Genomic DNA, 19351 nt, shown 5'->3' with positions numbered 1-19351 from the left:
GCCAAAGAACAACTAATTAGGGATAAGGCTTTCTATGAGCGATCTGGCCAGAGAGATCACGCCGGTCAACATCGAAGAAGAGCTCAAGAGTTCCTATCTTGATTACGCCATGAGCGTGATCGTAGGACGAGCTCTGCCGGATGTGCGTGATGGCTTGAAACCGGTTCACCGCCGCGTTCTGTTTGCTATGAACGAGTTGGGGAACGACTGGAACAAGCCCTATAAAAAATCGGCCCGTGTGGTCGGTGACGTAATCGGTAAATATCACCCGCACGGCGATAGCGCTGTGTATGACACCATTGTCCGGATGGCGCAGGATTTTTCCATGCGTTACATGCTGGTCGATGGTCAGGGCAACTTCGGTTCAGTCGACGGCGACAGCGCCGCGGCGATGCGTTATACCGAAGTGCGGATGGCCCGCATCTCCCACGAGCTGCTGGCCGATCTGGACAAAGAGACCGTGGACTGGGTGCCGAACTATGACGGCACCGAGATGATCCCGGCGGTCATGCCTACCAAGGTTCCCAACCTGCTGGTCAACGGCTCCTCCGGTATCGCGGTGGGCATGGCGACCAACATTCCGCCTCACAACCTCACCGAGATTGTCAATGGCTGTCTGGCGCTGATCGAAAATGGCGACCTCACCATTGACGAGCTGATGACCTACATCACCGGCCCGGATTTCCCCACCGGCGGCATTATCAACGGTCGTTCCGGCATCGTGCAGGCGTACCGTACCGGTCGTGGCTCCATCTATGTGCGGGCCAAGGCTGAAGTGGAAGTGGACGAGAAGACCAGTCGCGAGACCATCATCGTTCACGAGATCCCCTATCAGGTGAACAAGGCTCGACTGATCGAGAAGATCGCCGAGCTGGTCAAAGAGAAGAAGATCGAGGGCATCAGTGCCCTGCGCGATGAGTCTGACAAAGACGGCATGCGCATCGTTATCGAAATCAAGCGCGGCGAGTCCGGCGAGATTGTGCTGAACAATCTCTACAAGCACACCCAGATGCAGACCACGTTCGGCATCAACATGGTGGCGCTCGATAACAACCAGCCCAAGGTGATGAACCTTAAAGAGATCCTGGATGCGTTCCTGCTGCACCGCCGTGAAGTGGTGACTCGCCGGACCGTGTTCGAACTGCGCAAGGCGCGGGATCGGGCACACATTTTGGAAGGTCTGGCGGTTGCGCTGGCCAACATCGATCCCATCATCGAGCTGATCCGCCACAGCGCGACCCCGGCCGACGCGAAAGCGGGCCTGGTTGCCAAGGGCTGGGAACTCGGCAACGTGGCCGCCATGCTGGAAAAAGCGGGCGACGACGCGGCCCGGCCAGAGTGGCTGGAGCCCGAGTTCGGTATCCGTGAAGGTCAATACTTCCTGACCGAACAGCAAGCCCAGGCCATCCTTGACCTGCGTCTGCACAAGCTGACCGGCCTCGAGCACGAGAAGATCCTGGAAGAGTACCAATCTCTGCTGGATCTGATCGCCGAGCTGCTGCACATCCTGGCGAGCCCGGCTCGTCTGATGGAAGTGATCCGCGATGAACTGCTGGCCGTGCGTGAGCAGTATGGCGACGAGCGTCGCACCGAGATCAGCATGTCCAGTGCCGAGATCAACATCGAAGATCTGATCACCCCGGAAGACGTGGTGGTCACCCTGTCTCACCAGGGCTATGTGAAGTATCAGCCGCTCTCCGACTACGAGGCCCAGCGCCGTGGTGGTCGTGGCAAGTCGGCCACCCGGATCAAGGAAGAGGACTTTGTGGAGCGTCTGCTGGTGGCCAACACCCACGACACCATTTTGTGCTTCTCCACCCGTGGCAAGGTCTACTGGCTCAAGGTTTACCAGCTGCCGGAAGCTTCCCGTGGCGCCCGTGGTCGTCCGATCATCAACCTGCTGCCGCTGGAAGAGGGTGAGCGTATCACCGCTATCCTGCCGGTGAAGGAATATGACGCCGAGAAGTATGTCTTCTTCGCCACCGCCAACGGTACCGTGAAGAAGACCAGTCTCTCTGACTTCAGCCGTCCGCTCTCCTCCGGTATCCGCGCCATCAACCTCAAAGAGGGCGATGAGCTGATCGGGGTGGATATCACCGATGGCAGCAACGAGATCATGCTCTTCTCCGACGCGGGCAAAGTCGTTCGCTTCGCGGAAGGCAGCGGTCGCGCTGATGCCGATGTCAGCGATGACGTTGAAACCGACGACGATGCCGGCAACGACGATGATGGTAGCGACAACGGCGAAGGCACCGAAAGCAAGGGTACCTTCAAGGGGGTGCGTCCCATGGGTCGTACCGCAGCCGGTGTCCGTGGCATCAAGCTGGGCGCCGGTGACAAGGTGGTTTCCCTCATCGTTCCGCGCGGCGAAGGTGCCATCCTCACCGCCACCGAGAACGGTTACGGCAAGCGGACTGCGTTGGCCGAATACCCGACCAAGAGCCGTGGTACCCAAGGCGTTATCTCCATCAAGGTGGATGAGCGCAATGGCAAGGTGATCGATGCGATCCAGGTCGAAGATACCGACCAGATCATGCTGATCACCAACGGCGGTACCCTGGTGCGTACCCGTGTTGCCGAGGTGAGCGTCATTGGCCGTAACACCGGCGGTGTCCGTCTGATCCGTACCGGTGAAGACGAGACCGTGGTTGGCCTGCAGCGTATCGCCGAGAGCGACGAAGACGAAAACGACGCTTTGGCCGTTGACGGTGAGGTATCTGAAGGTACCGATACCGTGACCGGCACTGATGCGGTCGATGCTGGGGAAGCGGGCGACGAGTAATCGTCACCAGATACCCGAGCAACGTCTCTGAGCAAAAAGAGCGACCCTGGTGGTCGCTCTTTATATTTGTCTGCTTTTTATGACTTTACGCTGCTCTTACGGCTGGATCACTCCTGCAGCCACATTCTGGCGCTGCGCGCAGGAATGGCGACCCGTACCCACTGGCTCTGCACGTTGACTACGGCCCCTTGGTCGAGCACGTCCCGATAGTTGCGATACCAGTTCATCTCGAACCTGGCGGTATCGAGCCAGTACTCCTGCTCATAGTCGCACTTGTTGATGCCGACCAGCCCCTGTTTGCCACGTTTGAACAGCACGAAGCAGTCGCCACTGCCGACCAGCTGCATGGGTTGACCCTGCACCGCATTGTGGAAGCGGATCATCCCCTTGAGATCGGCGCGCTGGTAGTAATCCTGCCAGCGCAGTCCATCCTTGGCCTGGGTCTCGCCGTGATCCGAATAGACCAGCGGCGAGCCACCATCGCGGCCGAGCAGGTAGGCGTAGGCCAGCTTCTCGTCAGTCTGGGTCAGGATCTGATAGCGGAAGCCGTCGTTGGTGGGGATGTCGTGGGTCACGGCAAAGGTGACTGCGCGACTGCCCGGTAGCGCCTGACCATAGGCGCCCGGATCCGCCAGCAGGTTCATGCTGCCGCCATACCCCAGCGCGCCACGCAGGGAGGCAAACAGCGGAAAGTCATAGGCCCCCTGACCGCTGCTGTCGAGGTAGGGTTTGAGGAAGCGCTCGTAATCGGTGCTGCCAGCCCCCCCAGTGGTGATCACCTCGCCAAACACGTGCATCCCCTGTTTGATCTCGGGGGTGAACACGGCATTGATCTGGTAATCGCTCATGTGTTTGACAGCATCGACCCGAAAACCCTTGATCCCCATCCCCTTGAGCGCCTTGAGGTAGGCCTGTTGCTGGCTAACCACCCAGTTGTTGGGATCCAGATCCGGCAGCCCCTTGTCACCGGCACCGCCACAGAGTCGCCAATACTGGACATGACCTGGATCGCTCCAGTCGCTAATGCACCCTTCGGGATGAAAATCCTGACCGGAGAGGAGGTTTTGCCCCAGATCGCCAAACAGTTTCTGGCGCTCGAAATAGGCCGGGTTGCTGGCGTAGCTTTGCAGCAGCTCGTTGCCGGGATAGTTGAGATCGCTGCGTTTCCAGCTTTCGTTGGCCATGTGGTTGAGCACCACATCGGCATAGACGGCGATGCCACGCGCCTTCATGGCGGCGATCAGCTGCTCGAGATCCTGCTTGTTGCCAAGAGGGGAGTCGACAAGGCGCAGATCCTGCGGTTGGTAACGGGCCCACCACTCGTTGCCTGATGATTTCAGGGGCGGTGAGATGAGTACCTGTTTGTAACCGGCCGACTTGATAAGGTCGGCTTTGGCGGTCACTTCACTGTATTTCCAGTTGAAGGCGTGCAGTATGACGTCGGCGTGCGCCAAGGGGGCGATCAGCATGCCTGCGATCGCCCATATTCCCGCTGTGTGTTTCATTATTGTGTCCCTGTTTTTATAGATGCCTGAATGGGCAAGTCAGCTTTGGCGGGAACAGGATGTGCTGCAATCCACAACCTGCAGATTTGTGACCGCTTTCAGGATGATTTCGCCGAATATGTGAACTGTTTCGGCTTTTCCTCCCTACCGCCAGTTGCCTTTTTACAAGTGATTTTTTTGTCATTTCCCTGTCATTCCCAGTCGCTATCCTGCCGGGCGAGTGGTGTGTTGTTGCTATCACCTTCACCGTCAGGAGCTGCATATGACCAGTTGGATCACGTGGGAAATTTGGTGGAGCCGGGTATGGGGCGAGTCAGAGGTGCCGCTGTATGAAGAGGATGAGCACGAAGTGGCTCATGAACCCTCGCGACTACCGGTTGAAATGGTGCAACAGGGTCGGGATCAGCGCGCAGGTTAAGGCGTTAGCCCTCTCTTTACCGGATAGCGCGATCCTTACGTGACATGGCTACTCCGTTGGAAATTTCTGAAAAGCGGGGTTTCCACAGGATGTGTTGCGGCAGGCCTTCCTCTCAACCTCTTGGCACGCCTGATGTGTGAAGGGCGTGAGCAGGGGGATTAGAAGAGCGACAGCTGTTCCCCGGGGCGGATAAACCCATCCAGCCTGAGCTGAATATGGCGTTTGCCAAGGCCCAGGCGCTTGCTGATGAGGCGAAAGCGCTGGGCCAGCAGATCGGCAAAGTGCCCCTCACCGCGCATGCGGGTGCCGAAGGCGGTACTGTTGAGCCCGCCACTGCGGCTGGCTCGCAACTGATTCAAAATAGCCTCCTTCTGGCCCGGATAGTGGGTATCGAGCCAGTCCCCAAATAGCGGAGCCAACTCGTGGGGTAACCGCAGCAGGATGTAATCGGCGCAACTGGCGCCAGCCTCGGCGGCCGATTTGATGATCTGCTCCAGCTCCGGTTCATTGAGCCGCGGGATCATGGGGGCGGCCAGTACCCCCACCTGCACGCCAGCGTTGGCCAGCTTCTCGATCACTTTCAAGCGGTCTGCGCCCGTGCTGGCGCGGGGCTCCAGCTGCCGGCGCAGGGTTTCGTTCAAGGTCGTCACCGATACCATCACTTGACAAAGCCCCTCCCTGGCCAGCTCGGTCAACAGATCGAGGTCGCGCAAGATCATGGCGCTCTTGGTAATGAGGCCGACAGGATGGCGATGGGCCAACATCACCTCCAGCAACTGCCGGGTGAGGCGATAGCGCTGCTCGATGGGTTGATAGGGGTCGGTATTGGCGCCAATGAAGATGGTCTGTGGCTGATAGGCTGGTTTGGCAAACTCCCGACGCAGCAGATTGGCTGCATTGCGTTTGGCAAACAGCTTGCTCTCGAAATCGAGGCCAGGGGAGAGCTCCAGATAGGCGTGACAGGGTCTGGCATAGCAGTAGATGCAGCCGTGTTCGCACCCCTGATAGGGGTTGATGGAGCGGCCAAAAGGTACATCCGGCGAGCTGTTGTAACTGATAATGCTGCGGGCCTCTATTTCGCGTACTTCTGTGCCGGGGGCAGAGGCTGTGAAGGCGGCATCCCAATCGGACGATTGCCAGCCGTCATCAACCGCTTCGACAAGGGGGCCGCTAAAACGGTGATCGATATTGTGGGGGCTGCCTCGTCCTGCCATGGTGCGCACCAGTACTGTTTATAAATACAGTTGTTTTGCAGGTACCCACGATAAATGACAACAACTGCTGATCGACCGGGTGCAAAAAGGGTTGTTGCTGGGATCTCAAGCTTGATCACGGCGCTACATTTCGTTTACATAGACGAAATGAGAACTGGATCACGGAAATCATCATGAGACCCACCACTTCCCGTTGGCTATTTATCGGTCTGATTGCGCTGGTTATCTGGCGTCTGCTTCCGCTCTCCACCGAGCAGGAGATGGTTGCTGCCAACCGTGCCTGGCGTACCGGTCACTTCGATGAGGCGACCCGGATCTGGTCGCCACTGGCGGCGCAAGGGCAACCTAGGGCGCAAGCCTTGATGGGCTGGAGCCATGAAGTGGGGCAGGGGAGCGAGCAGGATATCCATCAGGCCATCAGCCTCTATCGCCAGTCGGCGCAGGCAGGGGATCCCTTCGGCCAATATCGGCTGGCAGAGCTCTATCTGCGCGGTGTCGGGGTCAAGCGAGATCTGCGCCAAGCCTTTCACTGGATGGATCAGGCAGCCCGTAATGGTGACGTCCCGGCCATGCTGAAAGTCGGTGTTCTTCATCTGATGGGGGTCAGCGGCAGGGTCGATCTGCCTCAGGCAAAACAGTGGCTCTATCAGGCGGCACAAAAGGGCAACAAGCTGGCGCTTCAGGTGCTGAAAGAGCTGGCGTTGGCAGAGGAGGGGAGCAGTGACTTTGACTTCAACTGGCAATCCCTGCTTGGCGAATAGTCGGCAGGCGACTCATTTGACTGTAGAAAATATCTGCAAATCCGATACAGCACGCCCGACTTCTGGTAGCATGGGGCCGTTTTGGCTTGGTTTGTCACGTTAGACATGTGGTTTACGTGTCAGGCCGTCTTCGCAAAGTGCTGTGGAGAACCAGAACATCACCTTTTTGAATCTCTTTTCCATCCCGCATGTGACCTTTGGTAGGGGTCACCACTGTATAAGGAAACACATAATGCCAATCATTACTCTGCCTGACGGCAGCCAACGTCAATTTGCCCACTCTGTTTCCGTCATGGATGTGGCTGCGGACATCGGTCCCGGTCTCGCCAAGGCGTGCATTGCCGGTCGGGTAAACGGTGAACTGGTGGATGCGTGCGAGCTGATCGAAGCCGATGCAGCGCTGGCCATCATCACCGCTAAAGACGAAGAAGGTCTGGACATCCTGCGCCACTCCTGCGCCCACTTGCTGGGTCATGCTATCAAGCAACTCTGGCCCCAGACCAAGATGGCCATCGGTCCTGTCATCGACAACGGCTTCTACTATGACGTTGATCTTGACCGTACCCTGACCGATGAAGATCTGGCTGCCCTGGAAGAGCGCATGCTGGCGCTGGTAGCCAAGGATTACGACGTCATCAAGAAGAAAGTCTCCTGGCAAGAAGCGCGCGATGTATTCGAGGCGCGCGGCGAGTCTTACAAAGTCGAAATCCTGGATCAGAACATTGCCCGTGATGACCAGCCAGGTCTCTATCATCACGAAGAGTACATCGACATGTGCCGCGGCCCGCACGTGCCCAACATGCGCCACTGCCACCACTTCAAGTTGCTGAAGATGTCCGGCGCCTACTGGCGTGGCGACTCCAACAACAAGATGCTGCAGCGTATCTACGGTACCGCCTGGGCTGACAAGAAGCAGCTAAAGGCCTATCTGCAGCGCCTGGAAGAGGCCGCCAAGCGTGACCACCGCAAGATCGGCAAGCAGCTCGACCTGTATCACATGCAGGAAGAAGCACCCGGTATGGTGTTCTGGCACAACGATGGCTGGACCATCTTCCGTGAGCTGGAAACCTTTATCCGCGGCAAGCTCAAAGAGTACGACTATCAGGAAGTGAAAGGTCCGTTCATGATGGACCGCGTCCTGTGGGAGCGTTCAGGTCACTGGGAGAAGTATGCCCAGGCCATGTTCACCACCCAGTCCGAAAATCGCGAGTACGCCATCAAGCCGATGAACTGCCCGGGTCACGTCCAGATCTTCAACCAGGGTCTGAAGTCCTACCGTGATTTGCCGCTGCGTATGGCCGAGTTTGGTTCCTGTCACCGCAACGAGCCGTCTGGTTCCCTGCACGGTCTGATGCGGGTGCGCGGTTTCACTCAGGATGACGCTCACATCTTCTGTACCGAAGAGCAGATCATGGAAGAGGTCTCCGGCTGTATTCGTATGGTCTATGACGTCTACGGTACCTTTGGCTTCGAGAACATCGTGGTCAAGCTCTCCACTCGTCCCGAGCAGCGTATCGGCTCCGACGAGATGTGGGATCGCGCCGAGAAAGCCCTAGCCGAAGCGCTGGAGCTCAACGGTCTGAAGTACGATCTGCAGCCGGGTGAAGGGGCGTTCTACGGTCCCAAAATTGAATTTACCCTGCACGATTGCCTTGATCGTGCGTGGCAATGTGGTACCGTGCAGCTCGACTTTGCCCTGCCTGGTCGTCTGGGTGCCACTTATGTGGGCGAAAACAACGATCGCCACGTACCTGTGATGATCCACCGGGCCATCTTGGGTTCTATCGAGCGCTTCATCGGTATCCTGACTGAAGAGTACGCCGGTCTGTTCCCGACCTGGTTGGCACCGACTCAGGCTGTGGTCATGAATATCACGGACAATCAGGCCGATTATGCGGTGAAAGTAGCCAAAGCATTGAATGATGCGGGCCTTCGCGCAAAAGCGGACTTGAGAAATGAGAAGATTGGCTTTAAAATCCGCGAGCATACTTTGAAGCGAGTACCTTTCATGCTGGTCTGCGGCGATAAAGAAGTTGAAGCCGGTAAGATTGCAGTACGGACTCGTAAAGGGGCTGACCTGGGCACTTATCCTGTTGAAGAGTTCATCGCTCTGTTGACCCAGGAAGTTCAGACCCGCGGACAAAAGAAAGTGGAGGAATAAGCTATAAAAGGCGGAAAAAAACTGGGCAAGCAACAGCAAGCCCGCGCTCACCGGATCAATGAAGAGATCCGTCTGAAAGAAGTTCGTCTGACTGGTCTGGATGGTGAAGCCATTGGCATCACCTCCATTCAGGATGCTCTGAACTTGGCCGCAGAGGCCGGAGTTGATCTGGTAGAGATCAGTCCAAATGCTGAGCCGCCCGTTTGCCGGATCATGGATTACGGCAAATTCCTCTACGAAAAGAGCAAAACAACCAAAGAACAGAAGAAAAAGCAGAAAGTCGTCCAGGTCAAGGAAATCAAATTCCGTCCTGGCACTGACGAAGGCGACTATCAGGTAAAACTACGCAACCTGGTTCGCTTTCTGGAAGACGGGGACAAGGCTAAGGTCACCCTGCGCTTCCGTGGTCGTGAAATGGCCCACCAAGACCTTGGTATCAAGGTTCTCGAGCGCGTCAAGAACGATCTGGAAGAGTTGGCCGTAGTCGAGTCGTTCCCGAAAGTCGAAGGCCGTCAAGCTGTGATGGTTCTCGCACCTAAGAAGAAATCTTAAGGCCCACAAGAAATTGACTCATGGGGCTCGCTCCATGAGTCGGTTCGCCTTGCGATTTTGTTGTCACTCACAATGCGGAGTATGAAATGCCGAAGATGAAAACCAACCGGGGTGCTGCAAAGCGCTTCAAGAAGACTGGCTCGGGTCGCTTCAAGTGCAAGCACAACCACCTGCGTCACATCCTGACCAAGAAGAGCAGCAAGCGTAAGCGTCAGCTGGGACCGAAATTCATGGTTTCTGCTGCCGACCACAAACGTGTTGTCGCTTGTCTGCCGTACGCATAAGGGGGGATGTGAAAAATGCCAAGAGTTAAACGTGGTGTGACTGCTCGAGCTCGTCACAAGAAAGTAATGAAAGCCGCCAAAGGTTACTACGGCGCCCGTTCCCGTGTTTACCGCGTAGCGGTACAAGCGGTAACCAAAGCTGGTCAGTATGCCTACCGTGACCGTCGCCAGAAAAAGCGTCAGTTCCGTCAGCTGTGGATTGCGCGTATCAACGCTGCAGCCCGTCAGAACGGTCTGTCCTACAGCCGTCTGATCAACGGTCTGAAAAAGGCTTCTATCGAGATCGATCGCAAGATCCTGTCCGATATCGCCGTTCACGACAAAATGGCTTTCACCGCCCTGGTTGAAAAAGCTAAAGCAGCTCTGGTTTAATCCAGTTCTGTTATAAACGCTAAAAGGAGGCTCAGGCCTCCTTTTTTGTATCTATAACCATCTATTTTACATCACTTTTTCTTTTTCCTCGTCCATATTCTGTCCACTATTTTACACGCGCTACAGTTTTCTCCGCACAAGGCGATATGTGCGAGATGACCTGTTCTACAACTGCTTTATATGCCAACAAACTAGGTGTTTATTCCAGTATTTAAGGAGTGATGGTGAACCGATAAGACTCGCTTGATATAACAAAATGATTTGTAGGGAGAAAAGCCCACCTTAACTATGGTCAGCGAAGGGGCTTTTTTTGTATTATTCCCCTCTTGACCTTATTTAGCCTAAAGGCTCCTGTACCGGGAGTGGTGACGAGGAAGACATGCAACAGCTTGAAGAAGTAGTCGGCCAAGCCAGAGCCGAAATTGAGGGCGTAAGCGATATCGCGACCCTCGACGAAATCCGGGTCAAATATCTGGGTAAAAAGGGCTTTTTTACCGAGCAGATGAAGGGCCTGGGTGCCTTGTCTGCCGAAGAGCGTCCCGCCGCGGGCGCCGTGATCAACCAGGCCAAACAGCAGGTTCAGGATGCGCTGAACGAGCGTCGTGAAGCACTCGAAGTCGCCGTGCTGAACCAGAAGCTGGCTGCCGAGACCATCGACGTCAGCCTGCCGGGCCGCCGCATCGAGAATGGCGGTCTGCACCCGGTAACCCGCACCATCGAACGCATCGAGCGCCTGTTTGGTGAGATGGGCTTCAAGGTTGCCCGTGGTCCCGAGATTGAAGATGGCTTCCACAACTTCGATGCGCTGAACATTCCGGCTCATCACCCGGCGCGTACCGATCACGATACCTTCTACTTCAATCCTGATCTGATGCTGCGTACCCACACCTCGGGCGTGCAGATCCGTACCATGGAGCATCAGCAGCCGCCGATCCGCATCATTGCACCGGGCCGCGTCTATCGTAACGACTACGACATGACCCACACCCCGATGTTCCATCAGGTTGAAGGTCTGCTGGTTGACGAGCATGCCAGCTTTACCGAGCTGAAGGGCATTCTGCACGACTTCCTGCGCAACTACTTCGAGGAAGACCTGACCATTCGCTTCCGTCCTTCCTATTTCCCGTTCACCGAGCCGAGCGCTGAAGTAGATGTGATGGGCAAGAACGGCAAGTGGCTGGAAGTGCTGGGCTGCGGCATGGTGCACCCGAACGTACTGCGTTCGGTCGGCATCGATCCGGAAAAATACTCCGGCTTTGCCTTCGGCATGGGCGTTGAGCGCCTGACCATGCTGCGTTACGGGGTCAACGACCTGCGTGCCTTCTTCGAAAACGACCTGCGCTTCCTCAAGCAGTTCAAGTAAGGGCGAGAGAACATGAAATTCAGTAAATCCTGGGTGATGGAGTGGGTCCGCACCGAGTTGAGTGACAACGCGCTGGCCGAGCAGATCACCATGGCCGGTCTGGAAGTGGACGCCGTGGAAGCGGTGGCTGGCCAGTTCAACAATGTGGTCGTGGGTGAAGTGGTCGAGTGCGCCCAGCATCCTGACGCCGACAAGCTGAGGGTGACCAAGGTCAACGTGGGTGAAGCCGAGCTGCTGGACATCGTCTGCGGCGCGCCGAACTGCCGTCAGGGCCTCAAAGTGTGTGTGGCCAAAGTAGGGGCGACCCTGCCGGGTGATTTCACCATCAAGAAAGCCAAGCTGCGTGGCCAGCCGTCCCATGGCATGCTCTGCTCTTTCAGCGAGCTGGGTATCGACGTTGAAGCCGATGGCATCATCGAGTTGCCGGCCGATGCCCCCATCGGTACCGATATTCGCGACTACCTCAATCTGAACGACGTCTCCATCGACGTGGATCTGACCCCGAACCGTGCCGACTGCCTCGGTATTGCTGGTCTGGCCCGTGAAATTGGTGTGCTCAACAGCGTGGACGTGGTCGAGCCGACCTGGGCACCGGTTGTGGCCACCATTGATGCAACTTTCCCGATCCGGGTTGAAGCACCAGCCGATTGCCCCCGTTATCTGGGCCGCGTCATCAAGGGGCTGAACCTGCAGGCCCAGAGCCCGCTCTGGATGCAAGAGAAGCTGCGCCGTGGCGGCATTCGTTCCATCGACGCCATCGTCGACATCACCAACTACCTGTTGCTGGAATACGGGCAGCCGATGCACGCCTTCGATCTGGCTACCCTGGAAGGGGAACTGGTGGTACGTCGTGCCCACGCCGATGAGCCGATGACCCTGCTCGATGGCAACGAAGTGAAGCTCAAAGAGACCACGTTGGTGATTGCCGATGCCAAAGGTCCTGCCTGCATGGCCGGTATCTTCGGTGGCAATCGCACCGGTGTATCCGAGACCACTACCGATATCCTGCTGGAGTGCGCCTTCTTCGCGCCGCTCTCCATCACCGGCCGTGCCCGTGCCTACGGTCTGCACACCGACTCTTCCCACCGCTTCGAGCGCGGGGTGGATCCGGAGTTGCAAGCCAAGGTGATGGACAGAGCCACCCGTCTGCTGTTGGAGATCTGCGGCGGCGAACCAGGTCCGGTCATCGAGGTCAAATCCGATGCCCATCTGCCGAAAGCGGCCCCCATCAAGCTGCGTCGCAGCAAGCTCGACAAGGTGATCGGTATCAGCGTGGCTGACGCTCAGGTGGTCGAGATCCTGACCCGCCTCGGCATGCAGGTCACTGTGGATGCTGACGGTTGGACTGCGCTGGCACCCTCCTGGCGTTTCGATATCGCCATAGAGGAAGACCTCATTGAGGAAGTGGCTCGCATCTACGGCTACAACAACATCCCGAACCTGAAACCGGCCGCCTCTCTGGCGATGGTTGAGCAGGCAGAAGGGCAGGTGACCTTGAAGCGCGTACGCGACCTGCTGGTTGACCGCGGTTTTCAGGAGGCGATCACCTACAGCTTCGTCGATCCCAAGACCCAGCAAACCCTGTTCCCGCAGAGCGATGCCATCGTACTGCCGAACCCGATCTCGGTCGAGATGTCCGCCATGCGGGTCTCTCTGTTTCCGGGTCTGGTGCAGGCCGTTGTTTACAACCAGAACCGTCAGCAACCGCGTGTGCGTCTGTTTGAACAGGGTCTGCGTTTCATCAAGGATGAAAGCGCCGAGAACGGCATCCGTCAGGAGCCGATGCTGGCCGGTATCATCACTGGCAACCAGAGCGACGAGCACTGGGATATCAAAACCCGCGCAGCCGACTTCTTTGATTTGAAAGGGGATCTGGAAGCGGTGCTGGACTTGACCGCCGAAGGGGCCACCTTTACCTTCGAGCGCACCGAGCACAGCGCCCTGCACCCGGGCCAGAGCGCAGCCATCCTGCGCAATGGCGAGCTCATCGGCCACATCGGCGTGATCCACCCGAGCCTCGAGAAGAAGCTGGGCCTCAAGAGCCGCGCGGTGATGTTTGAGCTGGAGCTGGACAAGCTGACCCCGGCCAAGGTGCCTGTGGCAGCCGAAGTTTCCAAGTTCCCGGCGAACCGTCGCGACATCGCCGTGGTGGTCGATCGTCAGGTTCTGGCAGGTGATGTGCTTGCGGTAATTAAAAAAGTTGGCGGAAATCAGGTAGTTGGAATAAACTTGTTTGACGTATACCAGGGTGCTGGTATGGCAGAGGACAAGAAGAGCCTGGCCATCAGTCTTGTATTGCAAGACACCCAGCGCACCCTGGAGGAGAAAGAGATTGCCGAGACCGTAGACAATGTCGTGCGGGCCCTTGGTGAAGAGTTGAATGCATCCTTGAGGGATTGATCTATGGCGCTTACCAAAGCCGACATTGCAGAGCACCTGTTCACCCAGCTCGGGATGAGCAAGCGTGAAGCCAAAGATATGGTGGAAGCCTTCTTTGAGGAAATCCGACAGGCGCTTGAGCGTGGTGAACAAGTCAAGATTTCAGGCTTCGGTAACTTTGACCTTCGTGAGAAGAATCAGCGTCCCGGACGCAACCCCAAGACGGGCGAGGATATTCCTATCAGCGCCCGCCGCGTGGTGACCTTCCGGCCTGGCCAGAAGCTCAAGGCCAGGGTAGAAAATGTTGAACCCAACGAGTGATAAAAAGCCAGGCAGATGCCTGGCTTTTGTTTTCAGATGACCAAATTCCCCATTTTTCTTCTGGGTGCCGTACTGGCTCTGCCATTGCACGCCAAGCCTTTGCAGACCACAGTGCTGCCGTTGGCGCCGGCGACCCAAGCTTATGTAAATTCACTGAGTCAGCTTTCGCTCTGCTATCCTGCGACGCTTCCTCCACCATACCTGATGGCCGAGGGGGGACTGCTCAAGGATCGCCTCGCCCGGTTGCAGGAGCTATTCCCGGTTCCCCTCGTGCTCAAAGAGTTGCCCGATTGGCAGACATTGCGCAACGGGCTCGCAGAGGGTGACTGTGACATCATTCCCTATGTCGGAACCCGCAAGAAGGCCGTGGAGGGCATGCGGTTAAGTCGTCCGATGATGGAGACCGATGCCGCCATCCTCTACAAGGGTGAAAATCTCAAACAGGCCCGCTTTCTGGTCTACTCGGTGGCAGACTCTGCCCGCCTGCTGCACGAGCTCTATCCCCAGGCACGCATTATTTCCCTAAAGAGCGGAGAGAAGGTCTACGACGCGCTGCAGAGTGGCAAAGGTGATGCCTATCTGGGGGACTATCTGCAACTGCGCTATCTGATGCGCGAGTTTCCTGCCGATGGTTTGCGCCTGCGCCGCCTGTTTGGTGAGGATCGGATCATCAGCTATCGCCTGATGATGCGTGATCAGCCTGAGTTGGCCAATCTGGTGGACACCCTGATCCGTCATATGCCCGCCGGTACTATCTATACCGATCTGGCCCGTTATCTCGATCAGGGGTCGCTCTACGTCAACCAACCCCACTTCAGCGATACCGAGCAGGCCTGGTTATCCGGCCGCGGGCGCACCATTCGCCTGGTGGTCAATCCCGAGTTGATGCCCTATAGCGGCGTCAATGATCTGGGGGAGGCGAAAGGGTGGAGCGCGGATGTGCTGCGCTGGGTCACCCAGGAGACCGGCCTGAAATACAAGCTGGTGCCTGCCGCCAGCAAGGCGGAGGCCGTAGAAAAGCTGCGCCGTGGTGAGGCGGATATGATGGCCGGCTTGCCGGAATCCCCGGCATTGACGGATCAGTTCATTTTCAGTCGGACGATCTCCACCAACCGGTTTGCCTTGATCAGTAAGCGCAAGCTGGCTGCCGATCGCATTACCCAACTCAAGCGGCAGCGTATTCTGGTGCCGGAGTCCCTCTACGATCCCTCCTTGCTCGCCCTGCTCGGTGATCAGGAGTGGGTTCGCACCGACGGCCTCGAGCAGGGGCTTGCCGCGATCAAACAGGGCAAGGCTGACGCCATGTTGAGCGAGCTTTATCAGCTGCAATATCCCCAGCGTACCAACTTGTTGGAAGGGCTCGATATCGAGGAGCTGGAAGATCGCTTCAGTCTTGGCTTTGCCATCAACAAGAGTCAGACCGAACTGGCCGGGGTGATGGATCGCAACCTGATGGCGCTGACCAGCACCCAGATTGACGAACTTAACCAGCGCTGGCGCCGCTTGCTCGTCGTGCAGCAGCCCGGCGTGAGCTACGCCGCCTGGTTTGGCTCTATCGCCATGGCACTGTTGATCAGCAGCATTGTCATCGGCGGGATCTGGCGCTCTCGCCAGCAACTGGCACGGGAAGTCGCCCAGCGTCACGCCGCCGAGAAGGCGCTGGCCATCGAGAGCGAGCTGCGGGAAACCATGTTTCAGGCGTTGCCGGTGCCCGTCTATCTGCGCAATAGCCAGGGCAAGGTGATCAAATCCAATAAACAGGGGCGACGTCTGGCCCTGCGCTATTCGCAGCAGTTGATGCTGCCACCGGTACAGCCCCAGAAGAGTGAAGGGGAGCTGGTGCTGGGGGATCAGGTCTTCGCCTATGCCCAACATCCGCTGCGACTGGACAAGCAAGCACCCGCCACCGATCTCATCGCCCTGTCGGATATCAGTGTGCTGCGTGAGCAGGCCCGTTTTCTGCGTCAGGCAGAGCGCCGCCTGCGCGCCCTGACCAATACCGTTCCCGGCGTGGTGCTGCAGTTTATGTTCGAGCGGGGACGGGGGGGGGGTATCGAGTTTATCAGCCGGGGCTGTTACGAGCTGCTGGGGCTGGCGAGTCAGCAGATCCGTCGTGATCCCAAACGGGTGCTCATTATGCTTGAGCGTGAGGATCGCCGTCGGGTACGCCGTGAGATGTTCGCCATGTTGCAGGCTGGCAAACCCTTCGCGTTCACCATGCGCTATCACCATCCGACCAAGGGTCTGCGCTGGTTGCAGCTCTATGGCCGTGGCCGCAGTCAGCCGCAGGGGTGGCGAATTTATGCGGTGATGCAGGATGCCACTGCTCGGGTCGAGCAGGATCAGGCATTGCAGCACTCCCATGAGCAGGCGCAACAGGCAGTGCTGGCCAAGGGGCGCTTTTTGGCCGCCATCAGCCACGAGATCCGCACGCCGATGAACGCCATGCTCGGCTTGCTGGAGTGGCTGGCCAGCACCCCTTTGTCGAGAGAGCAGGATTCGGCGCTGGCGCGGGTGCGTCAGGCGGGGGATGAGCTGCTCGGCCTGCTCAACGATGTGCTCGACTTTAGCCGCAACGAAAACAGCAAACTCTCCCTCTCGCCGCAACCCACCGATTTTGCCGAGCTGTGTGAGCACGTGGCGGCAGTGCACTGGACCAAGGCGCGGGCCAAGGGATTGCAATTGCGCCTTAAGTTGGATCCGGCTCTGCCTGCCCTGCAGACCCTCGACCCTCACCGGGTACGGCAAGTGCTCCACAACCTGCTCTCCAATGCCATCAAGTTCAGCCTGCGTGGGGAAGTGGTGCTGTGGGCCGAGGTGGTCGCATCGACCTTGCGCTTTGGTGTGGATGATCAGGGACCGGGGATCACCGCCAAGATGCGCACCACGCTCTTTATGCCGTTCGAGCAGTTTGCCGTTGAAGGGCAGCTGCGGGCGCCGGGCACCGGTCTTGGTTTGGCGATCTGCAAGCAGCTGATCGAGCAGATGGGGGGGCTTATCGATGTCGAGGGGCGTGTCGGTGGCGGTAGCCGCTTCTATTGCGAGTTGCCGCTGAAGCGGGTACAGCAGGAGCCGGACTGGCAACCCAATGTGCGGCAGCTGGCACTCTCTTTACCCCACGATGAGGCGCAAGCGCTCTCGCCCTGGCTAAGCCGATTGGGGATCGCCACCGTCAGCAACGCCGTTGATACGCTGCAAGCGGAGGTGGACGAGAAGGGGCTCTACTATTGGGCATGGCAAGGGGAGTCCTGGGTGCCCGGGACCATCATCACTCTGCTGCAGCCACGGTTGACCCCGGATCAACCGGTCGCCGGCACCCAGCCAGGGCTTGGCATGCGGGTACTGCTGGTTGAAGATCACGATGTCAATCGCGAGCTGATCAGCCTGCAACTGGGCCAACTGGGTGCCAGCGTTATCACTGCCGCCAACGGGCAGCTGGCGTTGGAGATGCTGGCGCAGCAAGAGGTGGATTTTGTGCTGACCGATCTGCAGATGCCGGTGATGAACGGGGCCGAGCTGTGCAGGCAATTGCGCCAATCCGCCCGTTGGGCCCGTCTGCCAGTCTATGTGATCACCGCAGATCTCAGTGATCAGGCTGCAAGGGAGCTGCAATCCTGCGGTTGCGATGGCCATCTGGACAAGCCGGTCGCCCTCAAGGAGCTGGCGACCTTGCTGCGCCATATTGCCAAAGAGGGGAGCAATGTTGTCGCCCCGACACCGGTTGCCTCGCTGCTGACCGATGAACTGGCCGCCCTTTATCTGAAGGCTACCCGTGATGATTTGGCCGAACTTGAGCGCTGCAGCACAGAAGAAGATGAAGTTGGCGTGAATGCTGCTTTACACAAGTTGAAGGGGGCCGCCAGAATGGTAGGGGCGACTGCGTTGGTGGCGGTCATTGAAGAGTGGCAACAGGCGCCCCGTCCAATGCTGCAAGCCAGATTGAACCGGGCACTGGATGAGTTCAGCCAGCAGTTTTCAAAGAGGGCTCAAGATGATCATCACTGATGAAGAATTACTGGCGTTGCTCGATTCGGAAGAGCATGAGGCGGCAGGATTTTGCCCCATTGTGCTCTATGCCCTCGACAGCACCGCCCATGAGTTGGCCAGCACCATGACATTGCCCTCCTATGTCACGCTGCACCGTACCCGACCGGATGCCTGCTGGCAGTGGGAAGGGTTGTTTGCGGCCGGTGCCATTGCCCTTTACGACCCCGCCGCTCATCAGCAGGCGGACTATTTCCCCCAGTTGCAGCAGCATGAGGGGATCTACGCTATCGACGAGGATTGGCTGGGGGGGCTTGCCGCCAGTTACCGTAACTGGTGCAACTGGCTGGCCGCTAACAAGGTGCTGCTGCTCGAGGATCACCCGTTTCAGGGGATGCAATTGCAACAGACCATCGCCGGGTTGGGGCTCTCCTGTCAGTGGGTACAGGATGAATCGGCCTGCCTTGCGGCATTGTCGGCGGGCGACATCAGCCTGCTGGTCTGCGATCTCAGTCTGGTGGAGCAAGATGCCATCAGTCTGCTGATGAACCAGCCCCAGTTGCAGGAGGCCGGGCTGCCCATTGTGCTGCTTTCGGCCCATGAGCAGACGCTGATCGACGGTGCCCGCCGCCTGCTGCACGATGCCGGTTTCAACATTCTTGCAGCGCTGGCCAAGCCGCTTGATTGCGACGAGCTGCTCAGGTTGCTGCGTCGACTCTATCTGGGCCCGCTGCGTCAGCAGCGCTTGAGCGGCCAGCGCCGCTCCATCCGCCGGTGGCAGGGGGAGGTGCAGGGTCAGCTTGGGCTGCTCTCCAGTCCCGCGACCCCTCATCCGGTCTGGCTGGCGGTGACAGGCTTGCCCAGCCGCTGGGAGGCGCTCAAGGATTGGCTGACGGAGCAGTCGCGTACCCCAGCCGAACTGACCCTGCTGATCCACCGTCGTGACCACCTGCTCGGCAATGCCGATCGCTTCGCGCTGGTGCTGCAAGCCAGTCTGGCGGGGAGCAAGCTGGCGCTGCTGCTCGATAACAGCCAGCATCTGCCATTCGATCTGCTGGAGCGTTTGCCGCTGCAAGCCTTGCTGCTGGGGCAGGGGATCTTGCCGGAGATGGAGTCCTTGACCGGTGACTCCCTGCTGGGACGCTTTATGGCCCGGGTTCGGGAGCTGGGGATCGCCGTCTATCTGGATGATCCTTACAACCTGCTCGACGTCGAGGTGTGGCGAGAGCGCGGTATGACGGGGCGCTGGTAAGCC

The 19351-nt window shown here is 58.1% G+C and carries 14 protein-coding genes; 12 read left to right on the top strand and 2 right to left on the bottom strand.

Translation table 11 applies throughout. The features are described 5' to 3' along the window. Positions 1 to 34 precede the first annotated feature (34 nt). Positions 35 to 2782, top strand: a complete 2748-nt coding sequence (gyrA, locus tag I6L41_RS06525; RefSeq protein WP_216962815.1) for a DNA topoisomerase (ATP-hydrolyzing) subunit A — start codon at positions 35 to 37, stop codon at positions 2780 to 2782. 107 nt (positions 2783 to 2889) lie between these two features. On the opposite strand, the gene I6L41_RS06520 is transcribed toward gyrA, so the two are convergent. Beyond that, the gene (locus tag I6L41_RS06520; protein ID WP_254203406.1) at positions 2890 to 4287 is read right to left on the bottom strand and encodes an alpha-amylase family protein; all 1398 of its coding nucleotides are present in this window, start codon (positions 4285 to 4287) and stop codon (positions 2890 to 2892) included. 262 nt (positions 4288 to 4549) lie between these two features. Between I6L41_RS06520 and I6L41_RS06515 the strand changes: the two genes are divergently transcribed. Further along, positions 4550 to 4705 (top strand): hypothetical protein, encoded by a 156-nt coding sequence (locus I6L41_RS06515; RefSeq protein WP_005345370.1) that lies wholly within the window; start codon positions 4550 to 4552, stop codon positions 4703 to 4705. Positions 4706 to 4863: 158 nt separating this feature from the next. Here the strand turns inward: I6L41_RS06515 and I6L41_RS06510 are convergent, their stop codons facing one another. Further along, entirely contained in the window at positions 4864 to 5919 is a 1056-nt protein-coding gene (locus I6L41_RS06510) for a PA0069 family radical SAM protein (RefSeq protein WP_216962812.1), read from the bottom strand. A gap of 173 nt (positions 5920 to 6092) precedes the next feature. On the opposite strand from I6L41_RS06510, the gene I6L41_RS06505 reads away from it, so the two are divergent. From I6L41_RS06505 to I6L41_RS06460, 10 genes are all read left to right on the top strand, one after another. Further along, positions 6093 to 6680: a tetratricopeptide repeat protein gene (locus I6L41_RS06505; RefSeq protein ID WP_216962809.1), complete on the top strand. Its 588-nt coding sequence runs from the start codon at positions 6093 to 6095 to the stop codon at positions 6678 to 6680. Between the two features lie 232 nt (positions 6681 to 6912). Further along, complete coding sequence (gene thrS / locus I6L41_RS06500) at positions 6913 to 8841, top strand: threonine--tRNA ligase (RefSeq protein WP_005336690.1); 1929 nt, start codon at positions 6913 to 6915, stop codon at positions 8839 to 8841. Between the two features lie 21 nt (positions 8842 to 8862). After that, the gene (gene infC, locus I6L41_RS06495) at positions 8863 to 9393 is read left to right on the top strand and encodes a translation initiation factor IF-3 (RefSeq protein WP_302054533.1); all 531 of its coding nucleotides are present in this window, start codon (positions 8863 to 8865) and stop codon (positions 9391 to 9393) included. Between the two features lie 86 nt (positions 9394 to 9479). Then, entirely contained in the window at positions 9480 to 9677 is a 198-nt protein-coding gene (gene rpmI, locus I6L41_RS06490) for a 50S ribosomal protein L35 (RefSeq protein ID WP_005336688.1), read from the top strand. Between the two features lie 15 nt (positions 9678 to 9692). Beyond that, positions 9693 to 10049 carry a 50S ribosomal protein L20 gene (gene rplT, locus I6L41_RS06485; protein ID WP_005336687.1) on the top strand — a complete coding sequence of 119 codons (357 nt, stop codon included), beginning with the start codon at positions 9693 to 9695 and terminating at the stop codon, positions 10047 to 10049. A gap of 379 nt (positions 10050 to 10428) precedes the next feature. After that, complete coding sequence (gene pheS / locus I6L41_RS06480) at positions 10429 to 11412, top strand: phenylalanine--tRNA ligase subunit alpha (protein WP_005336686.1); 984 nt, start codon at positions 10429 to 10431, stop codon at positions 11410 to 11412. Between the two features lie 12 nt (positions 11413 to 11424). After that, a complete protein-coding gene (gene pheT / locus I6L41_RS06475) occupies positions 11425 to 13812 on the top strand; it encodes a phenylalanine--tRNA ligase subunit beta (protein ID WP_216962805.1) in 2388 nt (795 codons plus the stop codon). Positions 13813 to 13815: 3 nt separating this feature from the next. Further along, positions 13816 to 14112 (top strand): integration host factor subunit alpha, encoded by a 297-nt coding sequence (ihfA, locus tag I6L41_RS06470; protein WP_005300715.1) that lies wholly within the window; start codon positions 13816 to 13818, stop codon positions 14110 to 14112. 15 nt (positions 14113 to 14127) lie between these two features. Then, entirely contained in the window at positions 14128 to 18117 is a 3990-nt protein-coding gene (locus tag I6L41_RS06465; RefSeq protein WP_216962802.1) for a transporter substrate-binding domain-containing protein, read from the top strand. Beyond that, positions 18104 to 19348 carry a response regulator gene (locus I6L41_RS06460; RefSeq protein WP_216962800.1) on the top strand — a complete coding sequence of 415 codons (1245 nt, stop codon included), beginning with the start codon at positions 18104 to 18106 and terminating at the stop codon, positions 19346 to 19348. Before I6L41_RS06465 ends, I6L41_RS06460 begins: the two co-directional genes overlap by 14 nt. The last annotated feature ends 3 nt before the right edge of the window (positions 19349 to 19351 follow it).

Origin of the sequence: Aeromonas sp. FDAARGOS 1411, from assembly GCF_019047125.1 — a bacterium.
GTDB lineage: Bacteria > Pseudomonadota > Gammaproteobacteria > Enterobacterales > Aeromonadaceae > Aeromonas > Aeromonas veronii.
This window is presented reverse-complemented; position numbering and strand designations above follow the sequence as displayed.

Bases quoted from the DNA above. Each gene is read 5' to 3' on its own strand.
- gyrA (WP_216962815.1), top strand. From the start codon at position 35: ATGAGCGATCTGGCCAGAGAGATCACGCCGGTCAACATCGAAGAAGAG.
- I6L41_RS06520 (WP_254203406.1), bottom strand. From the start codon at position 4,287: ATGAAACACACAGCGGGAATATGGGCGATCGCAGGCATGCTGATCGCC.
- I6L41_RS06515 (WP_005345370.1), top strand. From the start codon at position 4,550: ATGACCAGTTGGATCACGTGGGAAATTTGGTGGAGCCGGGTATGGGGC.
- I6L41_RS06510 (WP_216962812.1), bottom strand. From the start codon at position 5,919: ATGGCAGGACGAGGCAGCCCCCACAATATCGATCACCGTTTTAGCGGC.
- I6L41_RS06505 (WP_216962809.1), top strand. From the start codon at position 6,093: ATGAGACCCACCACTTCCCGTTGGCTATTTATCGGTCTGATTGCGCTG.
- thrS (WP_005336690.1), top strand. From the start codon at position 6,913: ATGCCAATCATTACTCTGCCTGACGGCAGCCAACGTCAATTTGCCCAC.
- rpmI (WP_005336688.1), top strand. From the start codon at position 9,480: ATGCCGAAGATGAAAACCAACCGGGGTGCTGCAAAGCGCTTCAAGAAG.
- rplT (WP_005336687.1), top strand. From the start codon at position 9,693: ATGCCAAGAGTTAAACGTGGTGTGACTGCTCGAGCTCGTCACAAGAAA.
- pheS (WP_005336686.1), top strand. From the start codon at position 10,429: ATGCAACAGCTTGAAGAAGTAGTCGGCCAAGCCAGAGCCGAAATTGAG.
- pheT (WP_216962805.1), top strand. From the start codon at position 11,425: ATGAAATTCAGTAAATCCTGGGTGATGGAGTGGGTCCGCACCGAGTTG.
- ihfA (WP_005300715.1), top strand. From the start codon at position 13,816: ATGGCGCTTACCAAAGCCGACATTGCAGAGCACCTGTTCACCCAGCTC.
- I6L41_RS06465 (WP_216962802.1), top strand. From the start codon at position 14,128: ATGCCTGGCTTTTGTTTTCAGATGACCAAATTCCCCATTTTTCTTCTG.
- I6L41_RS06460 (WP_216962800.1), top strand. From the start codon at position 18,104: ATGATCATCACTGATGAAGAATTACTGGCGTTGCTCGATTCGGAAGAG.